Consider the following 25,859-nt stretch of genomic DNA (forward strand, 5'->3'; position numbering starts at 1 on the left):
CGCGTCGGACCGGGCCGGCCAACAGGCCGGGTCCGACGTGGGGGTCAGCGACCAGCGGGCGCCAGCTCCTTCTCGACCTGGGTCTCCTGCGCGACCGGGACCGAGTCCCGCTCGAGCGAGGTGCCCTCGACGTCGACGTTCGGCAGGATCCGGTCCAGCCACTTCGGCAGCCACCAGGCCCTCTCGCCGAGCAGGTAGAGCACGGCCGGGATCAGCGCCATCCGGACGATGAACGCGTCGAACAGGATCGACGCGGCCAGGGCGAAGCCCATCGACTTCACCACGGCGTCGTCCTCGAGCATGAAGCCGGCGAAGACCGCGATCATGATCGTGGCCGCCGCGACGACGACCCTCGCACTGTTGCGGAAGCCGTCGACGACCGCCTCGCGGGTCGACAGGCCGTGCACGTGCGCCTCACGCATCCGGGTCACCAGGAACACCTGGTAGTCCATGGCCAGGCCGAACACCATGCCGATCAGGAAGATCGGCATGAAGCTGACGATCGGCTGGCCCTCGAAGATGCCGAGCGCGCCTTCCTGGAAGACCGCCACGGTCGCGCCGAGGGTGGCCAGCACGGACAGCAGGAAGCCCAGGGTCGCCGTGAGGGGCACCAGGATCGAGCGGAACACCAGCATCAGCAGGATGAACGCCAGCCCGACGACCACGGTCAGGTACAGCGGCAGCGCGCCGGTCAGCCGGTCGGACACGTCGGTCGTGATCGCGGTCAGGCCGGTGACGCCGGTCGTCGTACCGGTCTCCTCCTCGATGTCGCCCTGGCCGTCGCGCAGCGCCTGCAGCAGGTCGAGGGTGGCCTCGTCGTCGGGGCCGGACTCGGGCGTCACCTGGATCATCGCGCCGGTGCCGACGCCCTGCGGGGTGCCGTCCTGGCCGACCGGTGCGTTGGTCGCGACCAGCTGGGCGTTGGCGACGTCGTCCTGGCCGCCGGCCCAGGCGGCGACGTCGTCGAACGCGGCCTGGCGCTGCTCGTCGTCGGCGATGTCGCGGCCGTCGACGACCACCAGCAGCGGGCCCTCACGACCGGGGCCGAACGCCTCGGTCATCAGGTCCGACGCCTGGCGGCGGGTCGTGTCGCTGGGCGCGGTGCTGTCGGTCGGGAACGCGAGGTACATCTGGCCGATCGGGATCGCCAGCGCGCCCAGGCCGATCACGATCACGGCGACGAAGGCGATCGGCGCGCGGCCGACGAGCCAGCCCCAGCGCACGCCGTTGTTGAGGACCAGGCCCTGCTCGTCGCGCTTGACGCGCTCCTTGCGGACCCGGCCGCGGAACGTCCACGACTTCAGCATGCCGAGGATCGCGGGCAGCAGGGTGAGCGCGACCAGCACCGCGATCAGCACGGTGGCGGCGGCAGCGAGGCCCATCGCGGTCAGGAACGGGATCCGCACGATCGCCAGCGCCGACAGGGCGATGAGCACCGTGAGGCCGGCGAAGACGACCGCCGAGCCCGCCGTACCGACGGCGAGGCCGACGGCGTGCCGGCGGTCGTCGGTGTGGTGCAGTTCGTTGCGGTAGCGGGCGAGGATGAAGAGCGTGTAGTCGATGCCGACCGCGAGGCCGATCATCGTGGCCAGCATCGGGGTGCTGGATCCGACGTCGGTGATGGCGGTCATCGCGGTGATGCCGGTCATGCCGAGAGCGACGCCGAAGATGGCCGTGATGATCGGCATGCCCGCGGCGATCGCGGAGCCGAACGTCAGCAGGAGCACGACGAGCGCGATGCCGATGCCGATCAGCTCCGCCGCGCCGCCCGGCGGCGACATCGCCTGCATGCCGGCGCCGTTGGCCTCGACGACGAACCCGTCGCCCGAGTGCTCGTCGAACAGCTCCTCGGCGGCCTCGATCGTCGTCGGCTTGATGTCGGCCGGGGAGTCGACGTCCCACGAGAAGCTGAGGATGCCGATCCGGCCGTCCTCGGAGAGCGGGCTGAACGCGGGCGGCGCGTTGGCGGCGGCCACGTTCGGGTCGACCAGGCCGGGGTTGGCCTCCGGGTCGTCGCTCATCTGCGGCAGCGACGGGATCGCGGCGATCAGGTGGGCGATCGCGGCGGCGTACGGCTGCTCGGCGAGGGTGTGGCTCTCCGGCGCGGCGACGACCACGTTGACGGTCGCGTCGTCGAAGGCGTCCTCGGCCTCGGGGAAGAGCTCCTGCTGGAGGTCGGCCGCCTGCTCCGACGGGATGCCGGGGATGGTGAACTCGTCCGACATCGGCTTGGAGAACGCCGCGGCGACGCTGCCGAGCAGGATGGCGAACAGCAGCCAGCCGGCGATGAAGAACGGCCACCGCCGGAAGGCGGTCGAGCCGAGGCGGTAGAGCATGCGGGCCATGGGGATCTCCTGGTCCTGGTGGGCGTGCGCGGATAGAACGGGCGCCGGGTTGCGGCGGGCCGTCGTGACTAGGCGTTGAGTACGGCGCGGGCGTCCCCGACCGCGTCGTTGATCAGGTCGGGCAGCGGGCGGGTGAGGTCGGGCTCGGAGCGCTCGAGCACGGAGTCGACGATCGTGATCAGCAGCTGGACGAGCAGCCGGGCGCGCTGGGCGCCGTACTCCTGGCCCTCGCGCTGCAGGATCATCTCGATCGCGTCGTCGGTGATCACCTCGAACCGCTCGTGGGCGATCGCGATCACCCGCGGGTCCTTGCACATCACGCTGCGGCGCAGATGGACGAGCTCGAGGTCGGCGCTCTTCTCCTGCAGCGCCTGGCTCGCGATGTGCACGAGGTCGTCGAAGAGGTGGCCGGTCGGGCCGCCCGCGACGAACGCGGAGACGGTCTCGTCGGGCAGCTCGTGGTCGGGACCGAGCACGACGGCGGCCTTGCTGTCGAAGTAGTTGAAGACCGTGCGGCGCGACACGTCGGCCGCCGCTGCCAGGTCGTCCATTGTCCAGCCGTCGAAGCCGCGGTCGCGGGTGAGCTCGAGCGCGCACCACTCGAGGCGCCGGGTGGTCTCCACCCGACGTGCCTCCCACTTGGTGCCCGCCGCGGTCATGGCAGCAATCTTTGCACTCATCGGGCGTAGAGTGCAAAACTGTGACGGTCGTCACTCTCGGTAGGCAGCGCGAGTCGGCTCATCTCGGACCCGAACTCACGTCGAGCCGGCGCAAATCTGACTGCCAGCCCCGCCGAGTCGGCTCATCTCAGAACGCGCCGACTCGGCGTCCTCCACTGTCCGAGACGCGCCGACTCGGCGTCCTGCACCGTCCGAGACGCGCCGACTCACGGGATAGCGTCAGCGGCTGTGAACCCGACCCACACCCTCCCGGTCGGGATCGTCCAGGTCTCGCTGGCCGGGGTGCTCTGGGGGACGGGCGGCATCACCCTGCAGGTGATCCGCGACCACGCGTCGATGTCGTTCGTGACGATCAGCGGCTACCGGATGCTGATCGCGGCGGTGGCCCTGGCCGCGGCGGTCGTACTGCTGCGCCGCGGCGCCGAGCTCGTGGCGCTGCTGCGCTCCTCACCCGGCACCGCGTGCCTGGTCGGCGTCGGCACCGGCGCCTACCAGGCGCTGTACTTCGGCGCCGTCGTCGAGGTCGGGGTCACGGTCGCGACCGTCGTCAGCCTCGGCCTGGCACCGGTGCTGCTGACCGCGGCGGAGGCGGCCCACCACCGCCGGCATCCCGGCGTACGGCGGCTCCTCGTCCTCGCCGCCGCGCTCGCCGGCCTGGTGCTGGTCAGCGGTGCCGCCGGTCAGGAGTCCACCGGGCCGAACCCGTGGCTGGGAGTGGCCCTCGCGGTCGCATCCGGTACGACGTACGCCGCCACCACCGCGCTCGGGCGCCCCCTCTCGCAACGCACCGATCCGCTCGCGCTGACGACCGTGGCGACCACCGCCGGCGCGGTGGCGCTCGTGCCTGTCGCCCTGCTCCTCGGCGGGCCGCTCACCACCGGCGACCCGGTGGCGCTCGGCGCGCTGGCCTACCTCGGCGTGATGACGATGGCGCTCGCCTACGGCCTGCTCTACGCGGGCCTGCGCACGACGTCGAGCACGGCGGCGGTCATCGCCAGCCTGCTCGAGCCGGTGACCGCCGCGATCGTCGCCGCCCTGTTCCTCGACGAGCGGGTGGGCGTGCTCGGCGCGCTCGGCATCCTGCTCGTGCTGGCGGCCGTCGCCGGAGCCGGTCGCGAGCCGGTGGCCGAGGCCGGGCCGACGGGGGCGGTCAGGACGTCGCCGGACTGACGAGGCCGTGGTCGTAGGCGTAGACGATCGCCGCCGGCCGGTCCCGCAGGTGCAGCTTGGTGAAGATCCGGCCGATGTGGCTCTTCACCGTGAGCTCGGAGATCACCAGGTCGGCCGCGATCTCGCCGTTGCTCCGGCCGATCGCCATCGCCCGCAGCACCTCGACCTCGCGCGGCGTCAGCGCGTCGACCACGCCGCGGTCGACAGGGGTGTTGGGAGCGCTGCTGCGGTAGCTGCGCAGCACCCGGCCGGTCACGGCCGGGTCGAGCCAGGAGTCGCCGGCGGCGACAGCGCGCACCCCGCGGATCAGGTCGTCGGCGGAGGAGTCCTTGAGCAGGAAGCCGGCGGCGCCGGCGCGCAGGGCGCCCGACAGCATCTCGTCGTCGTCGAACGTCGTCAGCACCAGGACCGGCGGCGCGTCCGGGTCGGCCCCGAGCCGGCGGGTGGCGGTGATGCCGTCGACCCCCCGCATCCGCAGGTCCATCAGCACGACGTCGACCCCGGGGTCGCCGTCGCCCGACTGTGCAGAGAGCCCGGCAAGCGTGCGCGGGACCTCGGCGCCGTCGGCGCACTCGGCCACGATCTCGAACCCGTCGCGGCGCCGCAGGATCCGCCGCAGCCCCGACCTGACCAGCTCCTGGTCGTCGACCAGCACCACCCGCACGGGCAGCGTGGTCGGCTCGCTCACGAGACCGCCCCGCTCGGCGTGACGCCGGGCGCCCGGCCCAGCCCGGGGATCGTGTGGCCGCACGGCAGCTCGACGCCGCCGCTGCGCTGCCCGAGTCGTACGTCGACCAGCCACTCGTCGCCGTCCTGACCGGCCGTGAGGGACGCACCGAGCTGCGCGGCCCGGGCGTGCATGCCGGCCAGCCCCGACCCCTGCCCGTCGGCACGGCGCGTCCGGGGCGTCCCGTTCAGCTCGTTGCGTACGACGAGCCGGGCGCTCCCGCGGGAGACGGACAGCGCCACCCGGGCGGTGCTGCCGGGCGCGTGCTTGGCGACGTTGGCGAGCGACTCCTGCGCGATCCGGTAGAGGCCGAGCCCGGTGGCGTCGGCGAGCTGGGCGAGGTCGCCGCGTTCGTCGTACTCCACGTGCAGGCCGGCCTGGTCGACCTCCCGCACCAGCGCGGCGATGTCGGCGGCGCCGGGCAGTGCCTGCCGGCTGCCGGCACCCTCGGCCATGGTGCTGATGGTGCGCCGGATGTCCGTCATCGCGCGCCGGCCGACCTGCTCGGCGTCGGCGAGTGCGGAGTCGGCCTCCTCGACGGCATCGTCGGCCGGCACTGCCCCGGTCACGACGTCGCGCAGGGCGTGGCGGGCGCCGGTGATGTGCAGCAGCGTGACGCTCAGGGAGTGCGCGACCAGGTCGTGGATCTCGCGGGCGATCCGCTCACGCTCGGCGGTGGTCGCCTGCTGCCAGGTCGCCTCCCGCCGCTGGCGCTCAGCCAGCAGTGCCCGCATCTGCCAGAGCAGCATCGCGCCGACCACGAACCCCACCTCCAGCAGGATGGCGTGGACCGAGAAGCCGACGATGCCGGGCCCGAGGACGGCGCCCACGCCGAGGATGCCGTACGAGATGCCGCCGACGGCGATGCCCGGTCGCACCCCGTCACGAGCGGTGACGTCGGCGACGACGAACGCGAGCAGACCCGGAGCCGCGTCGATCGGCGCGCGGTCGAGATCGGGCGCCACCGAGAGCAGCCAGCCCGCCACCGCGAGCGCAGGAAGCGAGTCGAGCCACCACGGCAGCCACTTGCCGAACCCGAGCTGGACGACCGGTGCCAGGAGGACCAGGGGGAGCGCGAGCAGCAGCGGGTCGGGCGTCCACAGCGCGTCCCGCAGGTAGAGCGCCATCCCCACGCAGGTCAGCTGGCCGCCGAAGCCGATCATCGGAACCCACCAGGGGTAGAGGATCCCGCGGGCAGCGCACTGCTCCTCGATGCGCGCATGGAACCTGCGCAGGATCGTCCAACTCACACCACTCAGCGTAGGCACCTCAGGGGGTGGCGTCATCCGACCCCAGAGGGTGAGTCCGCCTCCTACCAGGGTCGCAGTGAAGTGCCTGCCCTCGGGCGATGTCCGGAGGGGGCGTTACCGAATAGCGTCTTGGTCACCGGAGAACCACACCCATCACCGAGGACGGTGAGCACCATGACCTGGAGCGAGACCAAGCGCCGCTGGCACATCATGCGCGAGATCGAGGACCTGTTCGTCGCGGACCCGACGGCCACCCTTCCGTGGAACGACGAGCTCGCCGAGCTGTTCGGCGACCGCGACCACCTGGTGACTGCCCTGCGCTATCGCTGGCAGCTGACCCGCCAGGCCCAGCTGGACACCGACTCGCCCGAGCCGGCGTGGGACGAGCAGCGCGTCCGGGTCGAGAAGCGGACGCAGACCATGCTGCGGATCCTGGACCGCGCGGCCACGGAGGAGCAGGGTGGGCACCGTGCCGTTGCTTGACCGTGCGCTCGACCGGGTCACCAGCACGCCGCGTTCGTACGCCGCCTGGACGCTCGCCCACGGGATCCAGCGCCGCTTCCTGCACCGCGCCGCCCAGCGCGGCGACCTGATGGCGCGGCTCGCGACCGACCGGGCGTTCTACGACGACCCGTACCCGTCGTACGAGCAGATCCGCAGCGACGGCCGGGTCGTGCGCAACGGCTTCGTCGCCGGCACCGTCGACCACGCGGTCGCCAACGCGATCCTGCGCAGCGACGACTTCGGCACCGGCGCCGGACAGGGCGAGCTGCCGCCGGCGTTGCGGCGGCTGCACCAGCTGGTCCGCGATCCCGACACGCTCAGCCCGGTCGACCCGCCGTCGATGCTCGTCGTCGACCCGCCGGACCACACCCGTTACCGGCGCCTGGTGGCACGGGCGTTCACGGCGCGCAAGGTCGGCCGGATGGCCGACCGCGTCGAGTCGGTCGCGACCCGACTGCTCGACGACCTCGAGCACGAGCCGACGTTCGACCTGGTCGGGCGGTACGCCGCGCTGCTGCCGGTCGCGGTGATCGCCGACATCCTCGGCGTGCCCGACGACGAGCGCGAGCAGGTGCTCGGCTGGGGCAACCACGCCGCGACCACCCTCGACCCGGGGCTGAGCTGGCCCCAGTACCGCGAGGCCGCCGCCGCGCTGCGCGAGATGAACGCGTGGTTCGAGCAGCACCTCGACCGGCTCCGGGGGGCACCGGGTGACGACCTGCTCAGCCAGGTGCTCCAGGATCCCGACGCCGCAGACCTGACCCGGGCGGAGCTGCACGGCATCGGGCTGCTGGTCCTCGGCGCGGGCTTCGAGACGACCGTCAACCTGATCGGCAACGCCGTCGCTCTGCTCGACCAGCACCCCGACCAGCGGCGGCTGCTCCAGTCCGATCCCGACGGCTGGCCGAACGCGGTCGAGGAGGTGCTGCGCTACGACGCCCCCGTCCAGCTGACGATGCGGGCGGCGACGCGGGACACCGAGGTCGCCGGCGAGCGGGTCGCCGAGGGCGAGGCGGTGCTCGTCTACCTCGGCGGGGCGAACCGGGACCCCGAGGTCTTCGAGGACCCGGCACGCTTCGACGTACGACGCCCCAACGCGGCCGAGCACCTCGGCTTCTCCGCCGGGATCCACTTCTGCCTCGGCGCCAGCCTGGCCCGGCTCGAGGCCGCCGTCGCCCTCCGCACCCTCTACGACCGGTATCCCGACCTGCGGGTGGTCGGCCGGCCCGAGCGGCGGACGACCCGGGTGCTCCGCGGCTACGAGTACCTGCCTGTCTCGACCCTCGCGCGAGTGCCTGCGACGTGATGTTCTGCTCTAACCTCCCCGTGTGACGAGCGACGTCCCGAGTCCGCGCCAGGACTCGCCACCGGAAGCGACGCTGGTGACCGCGTTCGTCCTGCTGGGGTTCGGTCTGCCTGCCACCGCAGCGGCTGCCGCGTTCGCGTTCGGCGGCCTCGAGCACATCGGGAAGGGATTCCTGGTGGCCCTGGGGGTCTGGGTCCTCGGGGTGTTCCTCGCGTTCCTCCTGCCGCTGCAGACCGGTCCGTCGGACGGGTCCGCGATGTCGCCGGCCGTGACCTGGGGCCTGGTCGCGCTGGGGGTCGCCGCGCTCGCCGGCGTCATGGCGTCCAGCGCCCCGCTCCTGCCCTGGACACTGGTCCTCCTCGTCGGCCCGTGCGTCGCGTGGATCACCGGTTCGCTGTGGATCATCGGCCGGCGGCAGCGCAACGGGTAGGAACCACGCGCGTGCGCCAGCCGTCGGAGGCCTATGAACCCTCGGATCTCCGCAGCGGCGATCGCCGCCCTCCTCTCCACCGCCGTCCTGGCCGCGTGCACCGGCACTGATCCGGAGCCCGGCCCCGACTCCCCACGGGACATCGACGCGCGGTCCTACTACGACGACTACGACTCGGACACCGACACCGACTACGGCTCCGCGCCGACGTACTCGACGCAGGCCGAGAGCGAGGCCGGCGACGTCGCCGAGCCCACCATCCCGCCCGGGCCGAACGAGGACAACGTCTTCCGCGACCACGGATCCAGCGGCTTCGTCGACGCGACCGCCGACCCGAGGTCGACGTTCGCGCTCGACGTCGACACCGGGTCGTACGGCGTCGCCCGCACCTTCCTGCGTGACGGCCTGCGGGTGCCACGGGCGGCGATCCGGGTCGAGGAGTGGGTGAACGCCTACGAGTACGACGACCCCGCCCCCACCGACAGCGACCTCGGCCTGTCGGCCGAGACCGGCCTCGCTCCGAGCCTCACCGACGGCACCCAGCTGGTGCGGGTCGGGGTCTCCGCCCGTGAGGTGTCCGCCGCCGACCGGCCGCGGGTCAACATCACCCTCGTCGTCGACCGGTCCGGCAGCATGGACATCCGCGAGCGGCTCGGCCTCGTGCAGTCGTCGCTCGCCCTCCTGGCCGCCCGGCTGAACCCGGACGACACGGTCTCGGTCGTCTCCTTCGAGGACCAGGCCCGACCGATCCTCGAGCCGACGCCGGTGGCGAACACGGCCGCGATCGTCGAGGCGATCGAGGGCCTGAAGCCCGGCGGCAGCACCAACCTCGAAGCCGGCCTCCGCCTCGGCTACGAGCAGGCGAGGGACGCCTTCGACCCCCACGCCGTGAACATGGTCGTGCTCGCCTCCGACGGTGTCGCCAACGTCGGCAGCACCGGGCCGGGCTCGATCATCGACACCATCCAGGAGGAGGGCCGCTCTGGTGATGGCGCCATCCACCTGGTCACCGTCGGCTACGGGCTCGGCAACTACAACGACCACCTGATGGAGCAGCTGGCCGACCTCGGCGACGGCTTCTACGCGTACGTCGACGACTACGCCGAGGCCGAGCAGCTCTTCGGCGAGGACCTGGTCACGACGCTGACCCCGGTCGCCTCCGAGGCCCGGACCCAGGTCACCTTCGACCCGGAGCTGGTCACCTCCTACCGGCTGATCGGCTACGACAACCGGGAGATCGCGGACGAGGACTTCACCGATCCCGGGACCGACGCGGGCGAGCTCGGCGCCGGCCACCACGCGACCGCGCTCTACGAGGTGCGGCTGGCGCCCGGCGTCGAGCCCGGTGCGGTGATCGGCAACGCGGCGGTCCGCTGGAACCCAATTGGCACAGGCAGCACCGGCGACACGCCGCAGGAGGAGGTGGCGATCGACCTGGTCGCCGCGGACCCTGACAACCCGGAGGCCGCGCCGTCGTACCGGCTGGAGCTGGCGGCGACCGTCGCCGACCTCGCGCAGGTGCTCAAGCAGAGGGCGCCGTACGCCGACCGGGCCGTCACGCTCGACGGCCTCCTGGTCCGGGCCGAGGAGCTGGTCGACGCCGACGTCCCTGGTGCCGGCGACCTGCTCACGCTCGTCGAGCAGGCGATCGACGTCGACTGAGAGGTTTACATTCGCGGGAGACTTGTCAAACGTCGTTGACAAATACTACCGTCTTGTCAACAAAGACGTTTGGAGAGATCAATGGAGACCTCTGGGATGAGCCCCGAGCAGATCGGCAAGACCGTTCCCGACGGCACCACCGAGGTGTGGAAGGACAAGAAGCGGTACCTCTGGCTGCTCGGCCTGATGGTTCCCGGCTTCGGCGTGATGGCGGTCGTCGCCTACGCCTACACCGACTGGTGGTGGCTGCTGCTCGCCGGCCCGATCCTCGTCAACCTGATCATCCCGGTCCTCGACCTGGCCCTCGGCCTCGACCCGTCGAACCCGCCGGACGACGTGATCGAGGAGCTCGAGAACGACCGGTACTACCGGTGGATCGTCTTCATGTACCTCCCGCTGCAGTTCTTCATCCTGTGGGCGGTCATGTACCTCATCGCCTACGGCAACCCGATCGCCTACGTCACCGACCTGTTCGGCATCAAGGACTGGGCCGCCGACACCCTCGGCGCCGACCTGGTGCGCTCGATGCAGAACGCGGACGGCCACTCCGACCTGGCCTGGTGGGAGAAGCTGGCGATCGCGTTCTCCGCGGCCGGCGTGATGGGCATCGGCATCAACACCGCCCACGAGCTCGGGCACAAGAAGGAGTCGGTCGAGCGGTGGCTGTCCAAGATCGCGCTCGCGCCGACCTTCTACGGCCACTTCTACATCGAGCACAACCGCGGCCACCACGTCCGCGTCGCGACCTTCGAGGACCCCGCGTCCAGCCGTCTCGGTGAGAGCTTCTACGCCTTCTGGCCGCGCACCGTGTCCGGCTCGCTGAAGAGCGCCTGGGAGCTGGAGGCCAAGCGCTACAAGCGCAAGGGCACCCACCCGTTCCACGTGGGCAACGACGTGCTCAACGCGTGGCTGATGTCGGCCGTCCTCTACGGCGCGATCATCGCGGTCTTCGGGTGGCAGGTCATCCCCTACTGCCTCGTGATCATCGTCGCGGGCTTCTCGCTGCTGGAGATCATCAACTACCTCGAGCACTACGGGATGCTGCGCCAGAAGGTCGGCGAGAAGCAGCGGTACGAGCGGGTGCTGCCCATGCACAGCTGGAACAGCAACAACATCGTCACCAACATCTTCCTCTACCACCTCCAGCGCCACAGCGACCACCACGCGAACCCGACCCGGCGGTACCAGACGCTGCGCGACTTCAAGGAGTCGCCGGCCCTGCCGACCGGGTACGCCGGCATGCTCACCCTGGCGCTGTTCCCGCCGCTCTGGCGCAAGGTCATGGACAAGCGCGTCGTCGACCACCTCGACGGCGACATCACCCTCTCGAACATCCACCCGCGCAAGGTCGACAAGTACCTCAAGAAATTCCCGGCGCCGGTCGAGCACGACGTGCACAAGGACGACTACTTCGCCCAGAAGTTCGAGGGCGAGGTGCTGGCCGCGAGGTGCCCGGGTTGCAGCTATGTCTACGAGGTCGCCGCGGGCGACGAGCACGAGGGCTTCCTGGCCGGCACGGCATGGGCCGAGATTCCCGAAGAGTGGTGCTGTCCTGACTGCGGCGTCCGCGAGAAGATCGACTTCGTGCCGTTCGACCCGGAGAAGGTGGATGCCCCATGAAGATCGTCGCGGATCTCGAGAAGTGCGAAGGCCTCGGCATGTGCGAGGCGATGGCCAACGACTACTTCGAGGTCGATGAGGACGAGGACCAGGTCAACGTCCTCGACGACTCGCCGCCGGAGGAGGACCGGGCCCACGTGTACGCCGCGGTCCAGGCCTGCCCGGTGCTGGCGCTGTCGCTGACCGACTGATCGATGTCTATCCTCGCGCGTGTGAGCGCCCAGCCCGCGGCAGTGCCGCCCCCGGTCCCGGTCGGTGCGCTGCGCGACCGGCTCTGTGACGCGGCCGCGGCCGTGATCACCAGCGAGGGCTGGGCGCGGGTGACGATGGCGCGGCTCGCCGACGAGGTCGGCGTGAGCCGGCAGACGGTCTACAACGAGATCGGCACCAAGAACGATCTCGCCGAGGCCGTCGTGCTCAGGGAGCTCGACCGGTTCCTCGCCGGCGTCATCCGCTCGTTCGACGAGAACCCCACCGACCTGGTCCAGGCGATCCGCGACTCGGCCCGGCGGGTGCTCAAGTACGCCCAGAAGAACCCGCTCCTGCACGCCGTCGTCTCGGCCACGCACGGCGCCGACACCGAGCTCCTCCCGCTGCTGACCACGCACGCCGAGTCGCTGCTCGTCGCGGCCAAGATGGTCGTCGGCGAGCGGCTCGCCGGCTACCAGATCGACCTCCCGGCCGACCGGCTCGACGCCAGCATCGACATGGTGGTCCGGCTGGTGCTGAGCCACGTGATGCAGCCGTCGGCCGATCCCGCGACCACGGCCGACGACATTGCCTGGGTCGCGGAGCGGGTCCTCGGCTGATCAGCTCGGTCTGCCCCGCACCCGCCGCCTGATGCGCGAGACTGGTTCGCAGCACTTCAGGTTCCGAATTACCCTCGGAGGGGGAGGGAAGCTCTATGGGGGTTGCGCCGCGCCGCGCGCGACTTGCGCTGGTCAGCGCCGTCGCGCTGCTCGGTGCTGCCTGCGCGGCACCCGCCGACGACCCTGATCCGGACGCCAGCAACGCCGCATCGTCGACGAGCACGCCGCCCGGCGAAGGTGGTGAGCCCTCGGCGACGTACGCCCGCTACGAGGTCGACCCGCCGGGGGAGTACGACGGGCGCCTCAACGGCGACGACATGCTCCTCGTCAGCACCGAGACGATTCCCGACGACGTCGTCGAGCAGATCCTCGCCATCAGGATCGCGGGCCAGAAGGCGGTCACGGCGGCGGAGCCGCTCTCGATCGGTGAGTTCTCCCTCGAGAACAAGGGTTACCGGGTCGCCGCCGTCGACGCGGCTGACTACCGCCGGTTCACGCCCCAGACGTCGGCGGTCCTGCAGGACGCCTGGGACCGGGTCGCTGCCGGCGAGATCGCCGTTGACCAGGCGCTCGAGCCGCGGTTGCCGGTCGACAAGGACGGCTACCTCGCGGTCGGCTCCGGTGAGCGGACGTTCCCGATCCACGTCGGCGCTTTCGTCGACCAGGTCGGCACCATCGACGCGGTCGTCAACACCGAGTGGGGCGAGCAGCTCGGCCTGGTCGAGAACAACGCCCTGGTCCTCTACACCGGTGTCATCTCCCCGCAGGCGCTCCGCAAGAAGCTGAAGCCGATCGTCGGCGACATCTCGATGACCGACCTCGACATCGTCGCGGAGGAGGGGATCGACCCCAACACCTTCCAGACCGCCGTGCTGGTCGGCACCTTCTCCGAAGCAGTCGGCGTCTTCAACTACACGCCCATCGGCGGCGGCCGGATCCAGCCCGACCCGGCCTGGGTGCGCGAGCACATCGTCACCGAGACGGTGCCGATCCTCGGCGAGCTCACCTGCAACAAGTACATGATGCCGCAGCTGAAGGCGGCCCTCGCCGAGGTCCAGCGGCGCGGTCTCGCCAACGAGATCAAGTACCACGTCGGCTGCTACTACCCGCGCTTCATCCACGGCAGCACGACCCTGTCCAACCACTCCTTCGGCCTGGCGATCGACATCAACTCGCTGGAGAACCAGCGCGGCACCGTCGGTCAGATGCATCCCGATGTGGTGTCGATCTTCAAGTACTGGGGCTTCGCCTGGGGCGGCGACTGGGCCTACACCGACCCGATGCACTTCGAGCTGGAGCAGATCAAGAACCCCGGGTGATCCCTACGCCTCGACGAGCTCGGCGGACGAGAACGTGAACCGTGACAGCGATACTGTCAGCGTTGTGCAATGATCGGCCGCATGACGCTCGAGAAGATCGAACTGGGTCAGGGCACCGGTCCGCTGCGCGGGATCAAGGTCGTCGAGATCGCCGGCATCGGCCCCGGCCCGCACGCCTGCACGATCCTGGCCGACCTCGGCGCGGACGTGATCCGGGTGGAGCGGCCGGGTGGCCAGCTGCTGAGCGGCGGCCCGACCGACCTGCTCACCCGCGGCCGGCCGAGCGTCGCCCTCAACCTCAAGGACCCGGCCGCCGCGCAGGTCATCCTCGACCTGGTGGCCGACGCCGACGTACTGATCGAGGGGATGCGACCCGGCGTCGCCGAGCGGCTCGGCGTCGGACCCGACGCGTGCCTCGCCCGCAACCCGCGGCTGGTCTACGGCCGGATGACCGGCTGGGGCCAGGACGGCCCGTGGAGCCAGGCCGCCGGCCACGACATGAACTACATCGCGATCACCGGGACCCTGCACGGCCTCGGCCAGGTCAACGAGAAGCCGCAGTTCCCGGCCAACCTGGTGGGCGACTTCGGCGGGGGGTCGACGTACCTCGTCATCGGCATCCTGGCCGCGCTGCTGGAGGCCAAGGTCTCGGGCGAGGGCCAAGTGGTCGACGCCGCGATCGTCGACGGCACCGCGCACCTCAACACCATGCTCGCCGCGTTCCTCGCCGGCGGGACCTTCAAGGAGGAGCGGGTCAGCAACCTGCTCGACGGCGGCACGCCGTTCTACAGCATCTACGAGACCGCCGATGGCGAGCACATGTCGGTCGGCGCGCTCGAGCCGCAGTTCTTCGCTGCCTTCGTCGACCTGCTGGGGATCAGGGAGCAGGTCCCCGGGCAGCTCGAGTTCGACCGGTTCGACGAGATGCGCGACCTCATCGCCGCCCGCTTCAAGGAGAAGACCCGCGACGAGTGGTGCGCCGTCTTCGACGGCACCGACGCCTGCGTCGCGCCGATCCTCAAGCTCAGCGAGGCCGTCGACCACCCGCACATGAAGGCGCGCGAGATCCTCGTCGAGAAGGACGGGATCGTGCAGCCGGCGCCGGCACCGCGGTTCTCCCGCACCGAGGCAACCCTCGGGATGGCGCCCGCTCCGAAGGCCGGCGCCCACACGCGTGCGGCACTCACCGCATGGGGCATCGCGAACGTCGACGATCTCCTACTGCAGGGGGTCGCGGTGCAGGTCGCCGAGGAGTAGGAAGCTCCCATGGAGCACGTCGACGTCCTCATCATCGGAGCCGGTCTCTCGGGCGTCGGCGCTGCCGCGCAGGTCCGCGAGCGACTGCCGAAGAAGACGGTCGCCGTGTTCGAGTCCCGCGACTCCAAGGGCGGCACCTGGGACCTGTTCCGCTATCCCGGCATCCGCTCGGACAGCGACATGTTCACGTTCGGCTACACCTGGCGGCCGTGGCAGAGCGACATCGCGCTCGCGGACGGGCCGCTGATCCGGGAGTACATCGACACCGTTGCCGACGAGTACGACGTCAACCGGCTGATCCGCTACCGGCACCGGATCACCCGCGCCGACTGGGACTCCGAGCAGGCGCGCTGGACGGTGACCGCGAGCGTCGGCGACCCTGCCGCCGGTGAGACGGTCACGCTCACGGCGAGCTTCCTGTGGTCGTGCGCCGGCTACTACCAGTACGAGCAGGGATTCCAGCCGACCTGGCCCGGGATGGCCGACTTCGCGGGCGAGATCGTGCACCCGCAGCACTGGCCCGAGGATCTCGACTACGCCGGCAAGCGGGTGGTCGTGGTCGGCAGCGGTGCCACCGCGGTGACGCTGGTGCCGGCGATGCTGACTGGTGAGGGCGCCGCGGAGCACGTGACGATGCTGCAGCGGACGCCGACGTACGTCATCAACCGCGGCCGCCACGACCCGGTGGCCCGGCTGCTCACGAAGCTGCGGCTGCCCGACCGGGTGGTCTACCGGGCGGCGCGGTGGGCCAACATCCTGCAGGCGGTCGGCTTCTACAAGTTCAGCATGCGCTGGCCGGCGCGGGCGAAGGCCCTGATCCGGAAGGGGGCCGTGAGCCAGCTGCCGCCCGGCTTCGCGGTCGACGAGCACTTCGCGCCGCCGTACAACCCGTGGGAGCAGCGGCTCTGCTTCGTCCCCAACAACGACCTCTTCAAGTCGTTGAGCAGCGGCGACGCGTCCGTCGTCACCGACACCATCGAGTCGTTCACGCCGGACGGGCTCCGGCTGGCCTCCGGCCGGGAGCTGCCGGCGGACCTCGTCATCACCGCGACCGGCTTCCAGATGCAGCTGCCGTTCGGCGGCATCGAGTTCCACATCGACGGGGAGCCGTTGGACCTCCCGTCGCGGCTGGCCTACAAGGCGCTGATGCTGAGCGACGTGCCGAACTTCTTCTTCACCCTCGGCTATACGAACGCCTCCTGGACCCTCAAGGCCGACCTGGTCATCGACTACGTGTGCCGACTGCTCGCGCACCTCGACCAGCACGGCTACCGGACCGCTGTGCCCGTGCCGGACGCGGCGGTGCAGCGGCGGCCGCTGATGCTGCTGTCCTCGGGCTACATCCAGCGCTCCGCGCACCTGCTGCCGAGCGAGGGCGACCGGGCGCCGTGGCGGCTGGACCAGAACTACCTCGTCGACCGGCGGGTGATCCAGCGCGCCAAGATCGACGACGGGGTGCTGCGCTTCACATAGCGGGGATTCACGTCGGCAGGTCGCCAACCCCTAGGCTGATGACACTGGTCCGGCCGGTCTTGCCCCGGGCCCTGCGCACCGCAGACTTTCTGAGCTTCTGGATCGTCCGCCGCGCTCCTCGAAACCGAGGCCCGCTTCCCTTCCCGCCGCCGGCGGGACAGCACGGCGAGACGCCCGACAGGGAGCCCGCCGACTTGATGGCGCGCGCTCCAGAGAGACCTCTCGTGACCACGAACTTCGCCGAGCTCGGCGTGCCCACCAACCTCGACCAGGTGCTGGCCGCCCACGGCATCACCGTCCCCACCCCGATCCAGGCCGCGACCCTGCCCGACTCGCTCGCCGGCAAGGACCTGCTCGGCCGCGGCCGCACCGGCTCCGGCAAGACCTACGCGTTCGCGCTGCCGGTCGCCGCTCGCCTCGCCGCCAAGGGCGGCCGCGCGGCCCCCCGCAAGCCGCGCGCACTCATCCTCGCGCCGACCCGCGAGCTCGTCAGCCAGATCGACGCCGCCCTCCGCCCGCTCGCCGACGCGACCGGCCTGCGCACGCACACCGTCTTCGGTGGCGTCGGCCAGGGCCCGCAGGTCGCGGCGCTCAAGCGCGGCGTCGACGTCCTCATCGCCTGCCCCGGCCGGCTGGAGGACCTGATCAACCAGGGCCACTGCGACCTCGGCGCCATCGAGATCACCGTGCTCGACGAGGCCGACCACATGGCCGACCTCGGCTTCCTCCCCGCCGTCCGGCGCCTGCTCGGTCAGACCCCGCGCGGCGGTCAGCGGATGCTCTTCTCCGCCACCCTCGACAACGCGATCGACGTGCTGGTGAAGCGCTTCCTCGAGCACCCGGTCGTGCACGAGGCCGACTCGGCGCAGTCGCCGGTGTCCCAGATGGACCACCACGTCCTGCACGTCTCCCGCGAGCTGCGGATGGCGGTCCTCGTCGACCTCGCCAGCGCGCCCGGTCGCACCGTGATCTTCACCCGCACCAAGCACGGTGCCAAGGCGCTGGCCCGCCAGCTCAACAAGACCGGCGTTCCGGCGGTCGACCTGCACGGCAACCTGAGCCAGGGTGCGCGGACGCGGAACCTCGACGCCTTCCACAGCGGCGCCGCGACCACGCTGGTCGCGACCGACATCGCGGCCCGTGGCATCCACGTCGACGACGTCGCAGTCGTCGTCCACGCCGACCCGCCGGCCGAGCACAAGGCCTACCTGCACCGCTCCGGCCGCACCGCGCGCGCCGGCGCCGCGGGCACCGTCGTCACCCTGATGACCGACGACCAGGTCCGCGACGTCCGCGCGCTCACCCGCGCGGCCGGCGTGAAGCCCACAACGACCAAGCTGGCCGACGTCAAGCACCCCGTGCTCAAGGAGCTCGCCCCCGGCGAGCGCACCCTCCCGGGCGGCCTGATGACGGCATCGTCGACCCAGCCGGCCGGCCGCTCCCAGGGCAACCGGGGTGGCGGCGGTGGCGGTGGCAACCGGTCGCGGAAGCCCTCGGGCCAGCGCGGCGGTTCCGGCGCCGGCGCCGGCGCCGGCGCGAAGCGCAGTGGTGCTCCGAAGTCCGGCGGCAACGGCAGTGGTCGTTCGGGCGGCAGCGGCGGTGGCAACGGCGGCGGCTCGCGTCGTCGTACCGGCTCCGGCGGCGGGCACAGCGCCTCGTCGTTCAGCTCCGGGCGCCGCTGACGCGTCCTCGCGTCACGCCCGCGGGTTGCGGGCGGTGCGCGCGACGGCGGCCTCGTACGCCGTCACCAGGCCGCCGACCGAGAGCGGCTTGAGCCGCTCCATCACCTCACGGAAGTGCTCGGACTGGTGGTCGTCGTAGAGCGGCGCCAGCTTGTCGCGGATGACCTCGAAGAGCTCCTTCGCCATCTGCTCGCCGTGCTCCTGGTAGACGGCGGCGGCAGCGACCGCCACCTCGCGGGGGAAGCCGAGCTCGAGCAGCCGCAGGCCGATGGCCAGCTGGTTGCCGGCGACGAGGTACGACGCGTCGCGGCGCCGCAGCACTCCGAGCGCCTGGAGGGTGGCGACGTCCTCGTCGGACAGGGGCCGCCCGGCCTTGGTCTCGAGCTGTCGGCGGTCCATCTCGACCGGTAGGTCCGACTGCCAGGGCGCGAGCATCGTCCGGGCGAGCGCGATGTCCTCGGGGGTGGCGTCGGCGGGGATGCCGGCGACGTACCGCTCGATGGCCGCCAGCGTGAACCCGTGGCTCTGCAGCTCCTGGACGAGCTCGAGCCGGGCGACGTGCTCGGGCGTGTAGTAGCCGGAACGGCCGCGTCGGAGCGGCGGCGGCACCAGGCCCTTGGTCGTGTAGAACCGCACCGTCCGCACGCTCATCCCGACCCGTCTCGTGAGGTCGTCGAGCGTCAGCAGCGCCTCCGCGGAGCCGCCGTTCCGACCCGGTGTGACCTGCGTCGCAGTGCCCTCGCCCTTGACCATGACAGTAATAGTGTCACAATCATGAGCAGCCACTCTTGATCGCGCTGTCTGCGCGTTTCCTCAAATTCCAAGGACGGTCATGGCAGAAGCATTCGTGTACGACCACCTCCGCACCCCGCGCGGCAGGGGCAAGGCGACCGGCACCCTCCACGAGGTGAAGCCCGTCGACCTCGCCGTGGGTCTCCTCGACGAGCTCCAGGTGCGGAACCCGACGCTCGACACCAACCGGATCGACGACGTCGTCCTGGGCGTCGTGTCGCCGATCGGCGAGCAGGGTGGCGACATCGCCAAGACCGCTGCACTCGCGGCCGGCCTGCCCGACACCGTCGCCGGTGTCCAGCTCAACCGCTTCTGCGCGTCCGGCCTCGAGGCCGTCAACCAGGCCGCTTCGCGGGTCCGCGGTGGCTTCGAGGACCTGATCGTCGCCGGCGGCGTCGAGGCCATGAGCCGGGTGCCGATGGGCTCCGACGGTGGCGCCTGGGCGATGGACCCCGCGACCGCGTTCAAGGCGAGCTTCGTGCCCCAGGGCATCGGCGCCGACCTGATCGCCACGATCGAGGGCTGGAGCCGCGACGACGTCGACGCCTACGCCGCCGAGTCGCACCACCGCGCCGCCAAGGCGTGGGCCAACGGCTACTTCGCCGGCGCCGTGGTGCCGGTCAAGGACCTCAACGGCGTCACGATCCTCGACCACGACGAGACGGTCCGCCCCGACACCAGCCCCGAGGGCCTGGCCGGCCTCAAGCCGAGCTTCGCCCAGATGGGTGCCGACGCGGGCTTCGACAACGTCGCGCTCGAGAAGTACCACTGGCTCGAGAAGATCAACCACGTCCACCACGCCGGCAACAGCTCCGGCATCGTCGACGGGGCCGCGCTGACCCTGATCGGCACCGAGGAGGCCGGCACCGACCTGGGTCTGACCCCGCGGGCCCGGATCCTCGCGACCGCCGTGTCCGGCGCCGACCCGGTGATCATGCTGACCGGTCCCGCGCCCGCCGCCCGCAAGGCGCTGGCCAAGGCCGGCCTGGAGGTCGGCGACATCGACCTGTTCGAGATCAACGAGGCGTTCGCCGCCGTCGCGATGCGGTTCATGCGCGACATGGACATCAGCCACGAGATCACCAACGTCAACGGCGGCGCGATCGCGATGGGCCACCCGCTCGGCGCGACCGGCGCGATGATCCTCGGCACGCTGATCGACGAGCTCGAGCGTCGCGACCTGCGCCGCGGCCTGGCCACGCTCTGCGTGGGCGGCGGCATGGGCATCGCGACCATCGTCGAGCGCGTCTGACTCGTCGTACTCCTCGAACCTTTCACGAACAGGAACACACCAGGACTCATGAGCACTGACACCCAGACCGCTGTGCGCTACGAGCGCGACAGCGACGGCATCGTCACGCTGACGCTGGACGACCCGAACCAGAGCGCCAACACCATGAACGAGCTCTACCGCACCTCGATGGAGGCCGCGGTCGAGCGTCTGTACGCCGAGCAGGACGACGTGACCGGCGTCGTCATCGCCAGTGCGAAGAAGACCTTCTTCGCCGGCGGCGACCTCAAGCTGATGACCCAGACCACCAAGGACGACGCCGCAGCGGTGTTCGCCCAGTGCGAGAGCATCAAGTCGTCCCTGCGCCGCCTCGAGCTCTTCCCCAAGCCGGTCGTGGCTGCCATCAACGGGGCAGCGCTCGGCGGTGGCCTCGAGATCTGCCTGGCCGCCAACCACCGCATCGCGGTCGACGACCGCAGCGTCAAGGTCGGCCTCCCCGAGGCGAGCCTCGGCCTGCTCCCGGGCGGCGGCGGTGTCACCCGCACCGTGCGGATGTTCGGCATCCAGACGGCCCTGATGGACCTGCTGCTCCAGGGCCCGCAGTTCGACCCGCAGAAGGCCAAGGACAAGGGCCTCGTCGACGAGCTGGTCGCGACCCGCGACGAGCTCGTCCCGGCCGCGAAGGCGTGGATCAAGGCCAACCCCGAGGCATCCGCGCAGCCGTGGGACGCCCCCGGCTACAAGATGCCTGGTGGGACGCCGAAGTCGCCGGCCCTGGCCGCGTTCCTGCCGGCGTTCCCCGCGCTGCTGCGCTCGCAGGTCAAGGGTGCCGACTACCCGGCGCAGAAGGCGATCCTGTCGGCCGCGATCGAGGGCGCCAACACCGACTTCGACACCGCCTCGCGGATCGAGTCGCGCTACCTCGCCAACCTGGTCGTCAACCAGAACTCGAAGAACATGATCCAGGCGTTCTTCTTCGACCTGCAGGCGATCAACTCCGGTTCGCTCCGCCCGCAGGGCATCGAGCCGTGGAAGGCCACCAAGGTCGGCGTCCTCGGCGCGGGCATGATGGGCGCCGGTATCGCCTACGTGTGCGCCAAGGCCGGCATGGAGGTCGTCCTCAAGGACGTCGCCGTCGAGAACGCCGAGAAGGGCAAGGCGTACTCCGAGGGCATCCTCGACAAGGCGATCTCGCGCGGCAAGTCGACCGAGGAGAAGAAGGCCGACCTGCTCGGCCGGATCACCGCGACGGCCAACCCCGAGGACCTCACCGGGTGCGACCTGGTCATCGAGGCCGTGTTCGAGGACCCGGCTCTCAAGGCCAAGGTGTTCGCCGAGATCGCGCCGTTCATCAACAAGGACGCGCTGCTCTGCTCCAACACCTCGACGCTGCCGATCACGCAGCTCGCCGAGGGTGTCGACCGGCCGGCCGACTTCATCGGACTGCACTTCTTCTCCCCCGTGGACAAGATGCCGCTGGTCGAGATCATCACCGGCAAGGAGACCAACGAGGTCGCGCTGGCGAAGGCGTACGACGTCGTCCAGCAGATCCGGAAGACCCCGATCGTCGTCAACGACAGCCGCGGCTTCTACACCTCGCGGGTCATCGGCTACATGGTCAACGAGGGCATGGCGATGCTCGCGGAGGGCGTGGCGCCGTACTCCATCGAGCGCGGCACCCTGATGGCCGGCTACCCGGCCGCCGTGCTCCAGCTGTCGGACGAGCTCAACCTCGAGCTGATGGCGAAGATCGCCAAGGCGACCAAGGAAGGCGAGGAGGCCGCGGGCAACGACTACGTCGAGCACCCCGGCATCGCCGTCGTCCACAAGATGCTCGAGGCCGGTCGTCCCGGTCGCCTCCGCGGCGCGGGCTTCTACGACTACGAGGACGGCAAGCGCGGTTCCATCTGGGCCGGTCTCGCCGAGCTGTTCCCCGTCGCCGAGGAGCAGCCGTCGATCGAGGACATCAAGGACCGGATGCTCTTCGCCGAGGCGCTCGAGACCGCGAAGTGCTTCGAGGAGGGCGTCATCACCTCGGCAGCCGCCGCGAACATCGGCTCGATCATGGGCATCGGCTTCCCGCCGATGACCGGTGGCGCCGCCCAGTTCATGACCGGCTACGAGCGCAAGGACAGGACCGGCGAGACCGTGGAAACTGGTCTCAACGCCTTCCTCAAGCGGGCCGACGAGCTGGCCGCCAAGTACGGCGACCGGTTCCAGGCCACCCCGTGGCTGCGGGACCTCGCCGCCTCCGGTGGGTCCTTCCCCGCCTGATCCCGCACCACCTGCTCAGCCCTCCGGAGGGCCCGTCGCGATTCGCGGCGGGCCCTCTGGCGTTGGCGGTCTGAGGGGTTGCAGGAATCCCCGGTCCACCGGTGATCCCTGCACTTATCGGCCAATGCAACCCCCGATAAGCGCCAGTTTTGCCTGGGCGATGTGACCTCTGGGGCGTGAGTGGCTCCGCCGCATCCCGCCCGCTCGCCAGACGTCGACGGGGTCCGAGTGCGCGCCGCCCAGTCAGTCAGGCGCGCTGACGGTGCCGACGGCGGTGACGGTTCCGCCGTCGATGTACTCGCTGTGCAGGGTGGCGTCCATCCGCACCTCGAGGTGCGGAGCCGGGTCACAACCCGCGCTGACGAGCTCGATCTCTCCGGCCGTCTCCTCCACGGCCGACGACAGCTCGGTCGCCGGACCAGCATGGGTGATGAAGACGCTGACGAAGGTGTGCTTCTGACCCCCCTTGTTGTGGTGAGGGAGCGCCACCGTGCTCCCGTCAGCCACCGCGGCGTCGGCCTCGATGATCATCGCCGGCACGTCGCGGTCCGTCATCGGATCGCCGTCGCCGGCGCCCGCGATCGCGCGGACGGCGGTGTCCCACCGGACCCCGTCGTCCTCGTGGGTCGGTTCGCACGACACGACGAAGTCGGTGAACTCGAGCGTCTGGTCGTCGCTGGTCGTCACCAGGATGCCGTTCCCGTCGGGCGCGTCGTCGGATGCGCCGGGGTTGCCGGCGTCCTCGCCCGGATCGCTGCCGCACGCCGCGAGCACCGCCGACGCAACCCCGAGTACGGCGACCGTCCGACTGCGTCTCATGGGCTGACGATAGGGGCGGACCGTCCGACGCACCGGCGAATCAGGCGTCGGCCGGCGCAGCGGGGGCGGGCGCGTCGTCATCCCCGCGTCGGAGGCGGCGCAGGACCAGGAAGAGCGGGGCGCCGATGACCAGCAGCACGCCGGCGAACGGGAGCGCCTTGCCGGTGATGGTCGCGGTGTCGGTGCCGAAGGACTTCAGCGCCTTCCAGCCGTCCTCGAGGCCCGCGAGGAATCCGGCCTCCTCGGGCTCTTCCTTCTTCTCCCTCTCCTTCGCCGGGGGCGGGAGGGAGATGTTGACGGAGATCGTGGACATCGACGTCTGGTTGCTGAGGTAGGACAACCGCCGCTCGAGTGACTCGAGGTCGGCCTGCCGACGGGTGAGCTGGCCCTCGATCCGGACGATGTCGCTGATCGACTGCGCGCGGTCCAGCAGCGCCTCGACCCGGGCCAGGCTGCGGCGCTGGGCGCGGATCCGGACCTGGGTGTCGATCACCTGGGTGGTGACGTCCTCCTTGCCGGTGTTGGCGGTCTCCAGGTCCGCCACCTCCTGGAGCGCGAGGAACGCCTTGTCGAAGTCGGCGACCGGGATCCGCAGCAGCAGCCGCGCCGTCTTCACGTCGCCGTCGTCGTTGGTGGTCGTCTCGCGCTCGGTGATCTCGCCGAAGTACCGGTCGCTGATCTTCTGGACGTCGACGACCGCGGCCTCGACGTCGTCGCTCTCGAGCGAGACGTTGCCCTTCGCGATGATCTTGCGGTCCGTGGCCCCGTCGTCCGGGCGGCCCGCGGCGTCGAGCGCGACCGACAGCTGGTCGGCGCTGTCGAGGGGGGCGTTGTCGCCGATGGATCGCTCCGCGACGCCGTCCCGACCCTCCGTCATGGCCGGAGCGTCCGCCGGCACCTCCCGCTCCGCTGCGTCGGAGGCGGGATTCACCCCGCCGTCGTCGTCACTGCCGGCCGACGAGCACGCGGCGGCGGCGAGCAGGACCGCGAGGAGCACAGCGACGAACGAGAGCAGGACCGGAGTACGACGGCGCGCGGCAGGCCTCATGACCGTACGACGGCGCGCGGCAACGATCGGTTCCTTGTCGATCCGCCGACCCCATTCCCTTTCGGCGAATCATCGCAACGTTGGCAACCCTCGGCATGGCCCTGGTGGTCTTGGTCGCAACACCCACATCGGTGGAGGCCGATGAACGCTGGTGCGGTCGGACCAACGACTCGGTGCGCAAGCTGCTCGAGTGCGTCACGGTCGAGGGCGTCCTCGAGCACCAGCAGGCCTTCGCTGAGATCGCGGACGCCAACGGCGGCACCCGCTCGGCCGGGACGCCCGGCTACGACGCGTCGGTCGACTATGTCGAGGACCGGCTCACCCGGGCCGGTTACGTGGTCACCCGCCAGACGTTCAACGTGTTCAGCTGGGAGGAGGTCGGCGACTCCGCCCTGGAGCAGACCAGCCCGACCCCGGAGACCTATGTCGAAGGCACGGACTTCGCGGCGACACCGCACTCCGAGCCGGGCGACGTCACGGCCAGCGTGACCCCGGTCGACATCCAGCTCGGTCTCGGCAACACCTCGACCAGCGGCTGTGAGGCCGCCGACTTCGCCGGGTTCCCCGCGGGCGACATCGCCCTGATCCAGCGCGGCACCTGCACGTTCGAGCTGAAGGCTGAGAACGCGGCTGCTGCCGGTGCCTCCGGCGTGCTGTTGTTCAACCAGGGCAACACGACCGACGCCGGCCGGCAGGGCATCCCCGCGGTCACCCTGGGCAACGACTACACCGCCGAGATCCCGGCGCTGAGCGCGACGTACGCGCTGGGTGCCGAGCTGGCAGGCATCCCGGACCTGGAGATCCGGCTCTTCGCCAACGTCAGCCGGACCCCCCACCACGCAGAACGTCATCGCCGAGTGGCGCGGCGGCGACGCGAGCAACGTGATCATGGCAGGCGCCCACCTCGACTCGGTGCCCGAGGGTCCCGGTATCAACGACAACGGGTCCGGGTCCAGCGGTCTGATCGAGGTCGCCGAGCAGATCGCCAAGCTGAAGCTGCCCAACAAGGTGCGCTTCGCCTGGTGGGGCGCCGAGGAAGCCGGCCTGATCGGCTCGCCCAACTACGGCCTCTTCATCTACGACGGCGACGGCTCGGGCTTCGGGCTCGTCGGCCCCGACGGCTCTGACGAGATCGAGGCGCTCTTCGAGCGGTACTACGCAGAGCTCGGCATCCCGTCCGAGCCGACCGCGTTCAGCGGCCGGTCCGACTACCAGGCGTTCATCAACAACGGCATCCCGTCGGGCGGCCTGTTCACCGGAGCCGAGGGGGTCAAGACACCCGCACAGGCGGCCAAGTGGGGCGGCACGGCCGGCCTCGCCTACGACCCGTGCTACCACTCCGCCTGCGACACGATCGACAACCTCGACCACGACGCGCTGGGCATCAACGCCGACGCCGTCGCGTACGTCGTGCTCCTCTACGCCTCGCGGCGGGAGGCCATCAACGCCGGGTGAGGCTGA

General features: G+C 70.8%; 22 protein-coding genes and 1 pseudogene. 16 read left to right on the plus strand and 7 right to left on the minus strand.

Annotation, left to right across the window (positions count from 1 at the left end):
* Nucleotides 1–44: 44 nt before the first annotated feature.
* Both D0Z08_RS16660 and D0Z08_RS16665 read right to left on the minus strand, forming a co-directional pair.
* On the minus strand, nt 45–2,345 hold the full coding sequence (locus D0Z08_RS16660; protein ID WP_118926374.1) for an MMPL family transporter: 2,301 nt from the start codon (nt 2,343–2,345) through the stop codon (nt 45–47).
* A gap of 68 nt (nt 2,346–2,413) precedes the next feature.
* A complete protein-coding gene (locus D0Z08_RS16665; protein ID WP_118926375.1) occupies nt 2,414–3,025 on the minus strand; it encodes a TetR/AcrR family transcriptional regulator in 612 nt (203 codons plus the stop codon).
* Nucleotides 3,026–3,253: 228 nt separating this feature from the next.
* Here D0Z08_RS16665 and D0Z08_RS16670 point away from each other — a divergent pair, with 228 nt between their 5' ends.
* Nucleotides 3,254–4,195, plus strand: a complete 942-nt coding sequence (locus D0Z08_RS16670; RefSeq protein WP_245994039.1) for a DMT family transporter — start codon at nt 3,254–3,256, stop codon at nt 4,193–4,195.
* Here the strand turns inward: D0Z08_RS16670 and D0Z08_RS16675 are convergent.
* Together D0Z08_RS16675 and D0Z08_RS16680 are read right to left on the minus strand one after the other, a co-directional pair.
* Nucleotides 4,176–4,883: a response regulator transcription factor gene (locus tag D0Z08_RS16675; protein ID WP_118926452.1), complete on the minus strand. Its 708-nt coding sequence runs from the start codon at nt 4,881–4,883 to the stop codon at nt 4,176–4,178. The two genes, D0Z08_RS16670 and D0Z08_RS16675, sit on opposite strands and share 20 nt — an antisense overlap.
* Entirely contained in the window at nt 4,880–6,172 is a 1,293-nt protein-coding gene (locus D0Z08_RS16680) for a sensor histidine kinase (protein ID WP_118926377.1), read from the minus strand. Before D0Z08_RS16680 ends, D0Z08_RS16675 begins: the two co-directional genes overlap by 4 nt.
* Nucleotides 6,173–6,346: 174 nt before the next feature.
* Between D0Z08_RS16680 and D0Z08_RS16685 the strand changes: the two genes are divergently transcribed.
* From D0Z08_RS16685 to D0Z08_RS16735, 11 genes are all read left to right on the plus strand, one after another.
* Complete coding sequence (locus D0Z08_RS16685) at nt 6,347–6,655, plus strand: hypothetical protein (protein ID WP_118926378.1); 309 nt, start codon at nt 6,347–6,349, stop codon at nt 6,653–6,655.
* A complete protein-coding gene (locus D0Z08_RS16690; RefSeq protein ID WP_245994041.1) occupies nt 6,642–7,982 on the plus strand; it encodes a cytochrome P450 in 1,341 nt (446 codons plus the stop codon). The genes D0Z08_RS16685 and D0Z08_RS16690 overlap by 14 nt, the downstream gene beginning before the upstream one ends.
* 22 nt (nt 7,983–8,004) lie before the next feature.
* Nucleotides 8,005–8,412, plus strand: coding sequence for a hypothetical protein (locus D0Z08_RS16695; protein ID WP_118926379.1), 408 nt, complete (start codon nt 8,005–8,007; stop codon nt 8,410–8,412).
* Nucleotides 8,413–8,445: 33 nt separating this feature from the next.
* The gene (locus D0Z08_RS16700) at nt 8,446–10,074 is read left to right on the plus strand and encodes a vWA domain-containing protein (RefSeq protein ID WP_118926380.1); all 1,629 of its coding nucleotides are present in this window, start codon (nt 8,446–8,448) and stop codon (nt 10,072–10,074) included.
* 81 nt (nt 10,075–10,155) lie between these two features.
* Nucleotides 10,156–11,694 carry a fatty acid desaturase gene (locus tag D0Z08_RS16705; RefSeq protein WP_245994042.1) on the plus strand — a complete coding sequence of 513 codons (1,539 nt, stop codon included), beginning with the start codon at nt 10,156–10,158 and terminating at the stop codon, nt 11,692–11,694.
* Nucleotides 11,691–11,885: a ferredoxin gene (locus D0Z08_RS16710; RefSeq protein ID WP_118926382.1), complete on the plus strand. Its 195-nt coding sequence runs from the start codon at nt 11,691–11,693 to the stop codon at nt 11,883–11,885. Before D0Z08_RS16705 ends, D0Z08_RS16710 begins: the two co-directional genes overlap by 4 nt.
* Nucleotides 11,886–11,906: 21 nt before the next feature.
* Nucleotides 11,907–12,503 carry a TetR/AcrR family transcriptional regulator gene (locus D0Z08_RS16715; protein ID WP_245994043.1) on the plus strand — a complete coding sequence of 199 codons (597 nt, stop codon included), beginning with the start codon at nt 11,907–11,909 and terminating at the stop codon, nt 12,501–12,503.
* Between the two features lie 95 nt (nt 12,504–12,598).
* Nucleotides 12,599–13,822 (plus strand): M15 family metallopeptidase, encoded by a 1,224-nt coding sequence (locus D0Z08_RS16720; RefSeq protein WP_118926384.1) that lies wholly within the window; start codon nt 12,599–12,601, stop codon nt 13,820–13,822.
* Nucleotides 13,823–13,903: 81 nt separating this feature from the next.
* Nucleotides 13,904–15,079, plus strand: a complete 1,176-nt coding sequence (locus D0Z08_RS16725) for a CaiB/BaiF CoA transferase family protein (RefSeq protein ID WP_118926385.1) — start codon at nt 13,904–13,906, stop codon at nt 15,077–15,079.
* Nucleotides 15,080–15,088: 9 nt separating this feature from the next.
* Nucleotides 15,089–16,552 (plus strand): flavin-containing monooxygenase, encoded by a 1,464-nt coding sequence (locus tag D0Z08_RS16730; protein WP_118926386.1) that lies wholly within the window; start codon nt 15,089–15,091, stop codon nt 16,550–16,552.
* 224 nt (nt 16,553–16,776) lie between these two features.
* A complete protein-coding gene (locus D0Z08_RS16735; protein WP_245994045.1) occupies nt 16,777–18,234 on the plus strand; it encodes a DEAD/DEAH box helicase in 1,458 nt (485 codons plus the stop codon).
* A gap of 12 nt (nt 18,235–18,246) precedes the next feature.
* Here D0Z08_RS16735 and D0Z08_RS16740 read toward each other — a convergent pair whose 3' ends face one another.
* Nucleotides 18,247–18,987, minus strand: coding sequence for a MerR family transcriptional regulator (locus D0Z08_RS16740; RefSeq protein WP_118926388.1), 741 nt, complete (start codon nt 18,985–18,987; stop codon nt 18,247–18,249).
* Between the two features lie 79 nt (nt 18,988–19,066).
* On the opposite strand from D0Z08_RS16740, the gene D0Z08_RS16745 reads away from it, so the two are divergent.
* Together D0Z08_RS16745 and D0Z08_RS16750 are read left to right on the plus strand one after the other, a co-directional pair.
* Nucleotides 19,067–20,278, plus strand: a complete 1,212-nt coding sequence (locus D0Z08_RS16745; RefSeq protein ID WP_118926389.1) for an acetyl-CoA C-acetyltransferase — start codon at nt 19,067–19,069, stop codon at nt 20,276–20,278.
* 48 nt (nt 20,279–20,326) lie between these two features.
* Nucleotides 20,327–22,531, plus strand: coding sequence for a 3-hydroxyacyl-CoA dehydrogenase NAD-binding domain-containing protein (locus D0Z08_RS16750; protein ID WP_118926390.1), 2,205 nt, complete (start codon nt 20,327–20,329; stop codon nt 22,529–22,531).
* Nucleotides 22,532–22,774: 243 nt separating this feature from the next.
* Here the strand turns inward: D0Z08_RS16750 and D0Z08_RS16755 are convergent, their stop codons facing one another.
* Together D0Z08_RS16755 and D0Z08_RS16760 are read right to left on the minus strand one after the other, a co-directional pair.
* On the minus strand, nt 22,775–23,350 hold the full coding sequence (locus D0Z08_RS16755; RefSeq protein WP_118926391.1) for a hypothetical protein: 576 nt from the start codon (nt 23,348–23,350) through the stop codon (nt 22,775–22,777).
* A gap of 40 nt (nt 23,351–23,390) precedes the next feature.
* Nucleotides 23,391–24,398 carry a DUF4349 domain-containing protein gene (locus D0Z08_RS16760; protein ID WP_118926392.1) on the minus strand — a complete coding sequence of 336 codons (1,008 nt, stop codon included), beginning with the start codon at nt 24,396–24,398 and terminating at the stop codon, nt 23,391–23,393.
* A gap of 95 nt (nt 24,399–24,493) precedes the next feature.
* Here D0Z08_RS16760 and D0Z08_RS33060 point away from each other — a divergent pair.
* Both D0Z08_RS33060 and D0Z08_RS16770 read left to right on the plus strand, forming a co-directional pair.
* A pseudogene (locus D0Z08_RS33060) lies at nt 24,494–25,165 on the plus strand (PA domain-containing protein); the annotation flags it as partial.
* Nucleotides 25,166–25,286: 121 nt separating this feature from the next.
* Nucleotides 25,287–25,853, plus strand: coding sequence for a M28 family peptidase (locus D0Z08_RS16770; RefSeq protein ID WP_118926394.1), 567 nt, complete (start codon nt 25,287–25,289; stop codon nt 25,851–25,853).
* The last annotated feature ends 6 nt before the right edge of the window (nt 25,854–25,859 follow it).

It is taken from the genome of Nocardioides immobilis, from assembly GCF_003515065.1.
Classification (GTDB): Bacteria; Actinomycetota; Actinomycetes; order Propionibacteriales; family Nocardioidaceae; genus Nocardioides; species Nocardioides immobilis.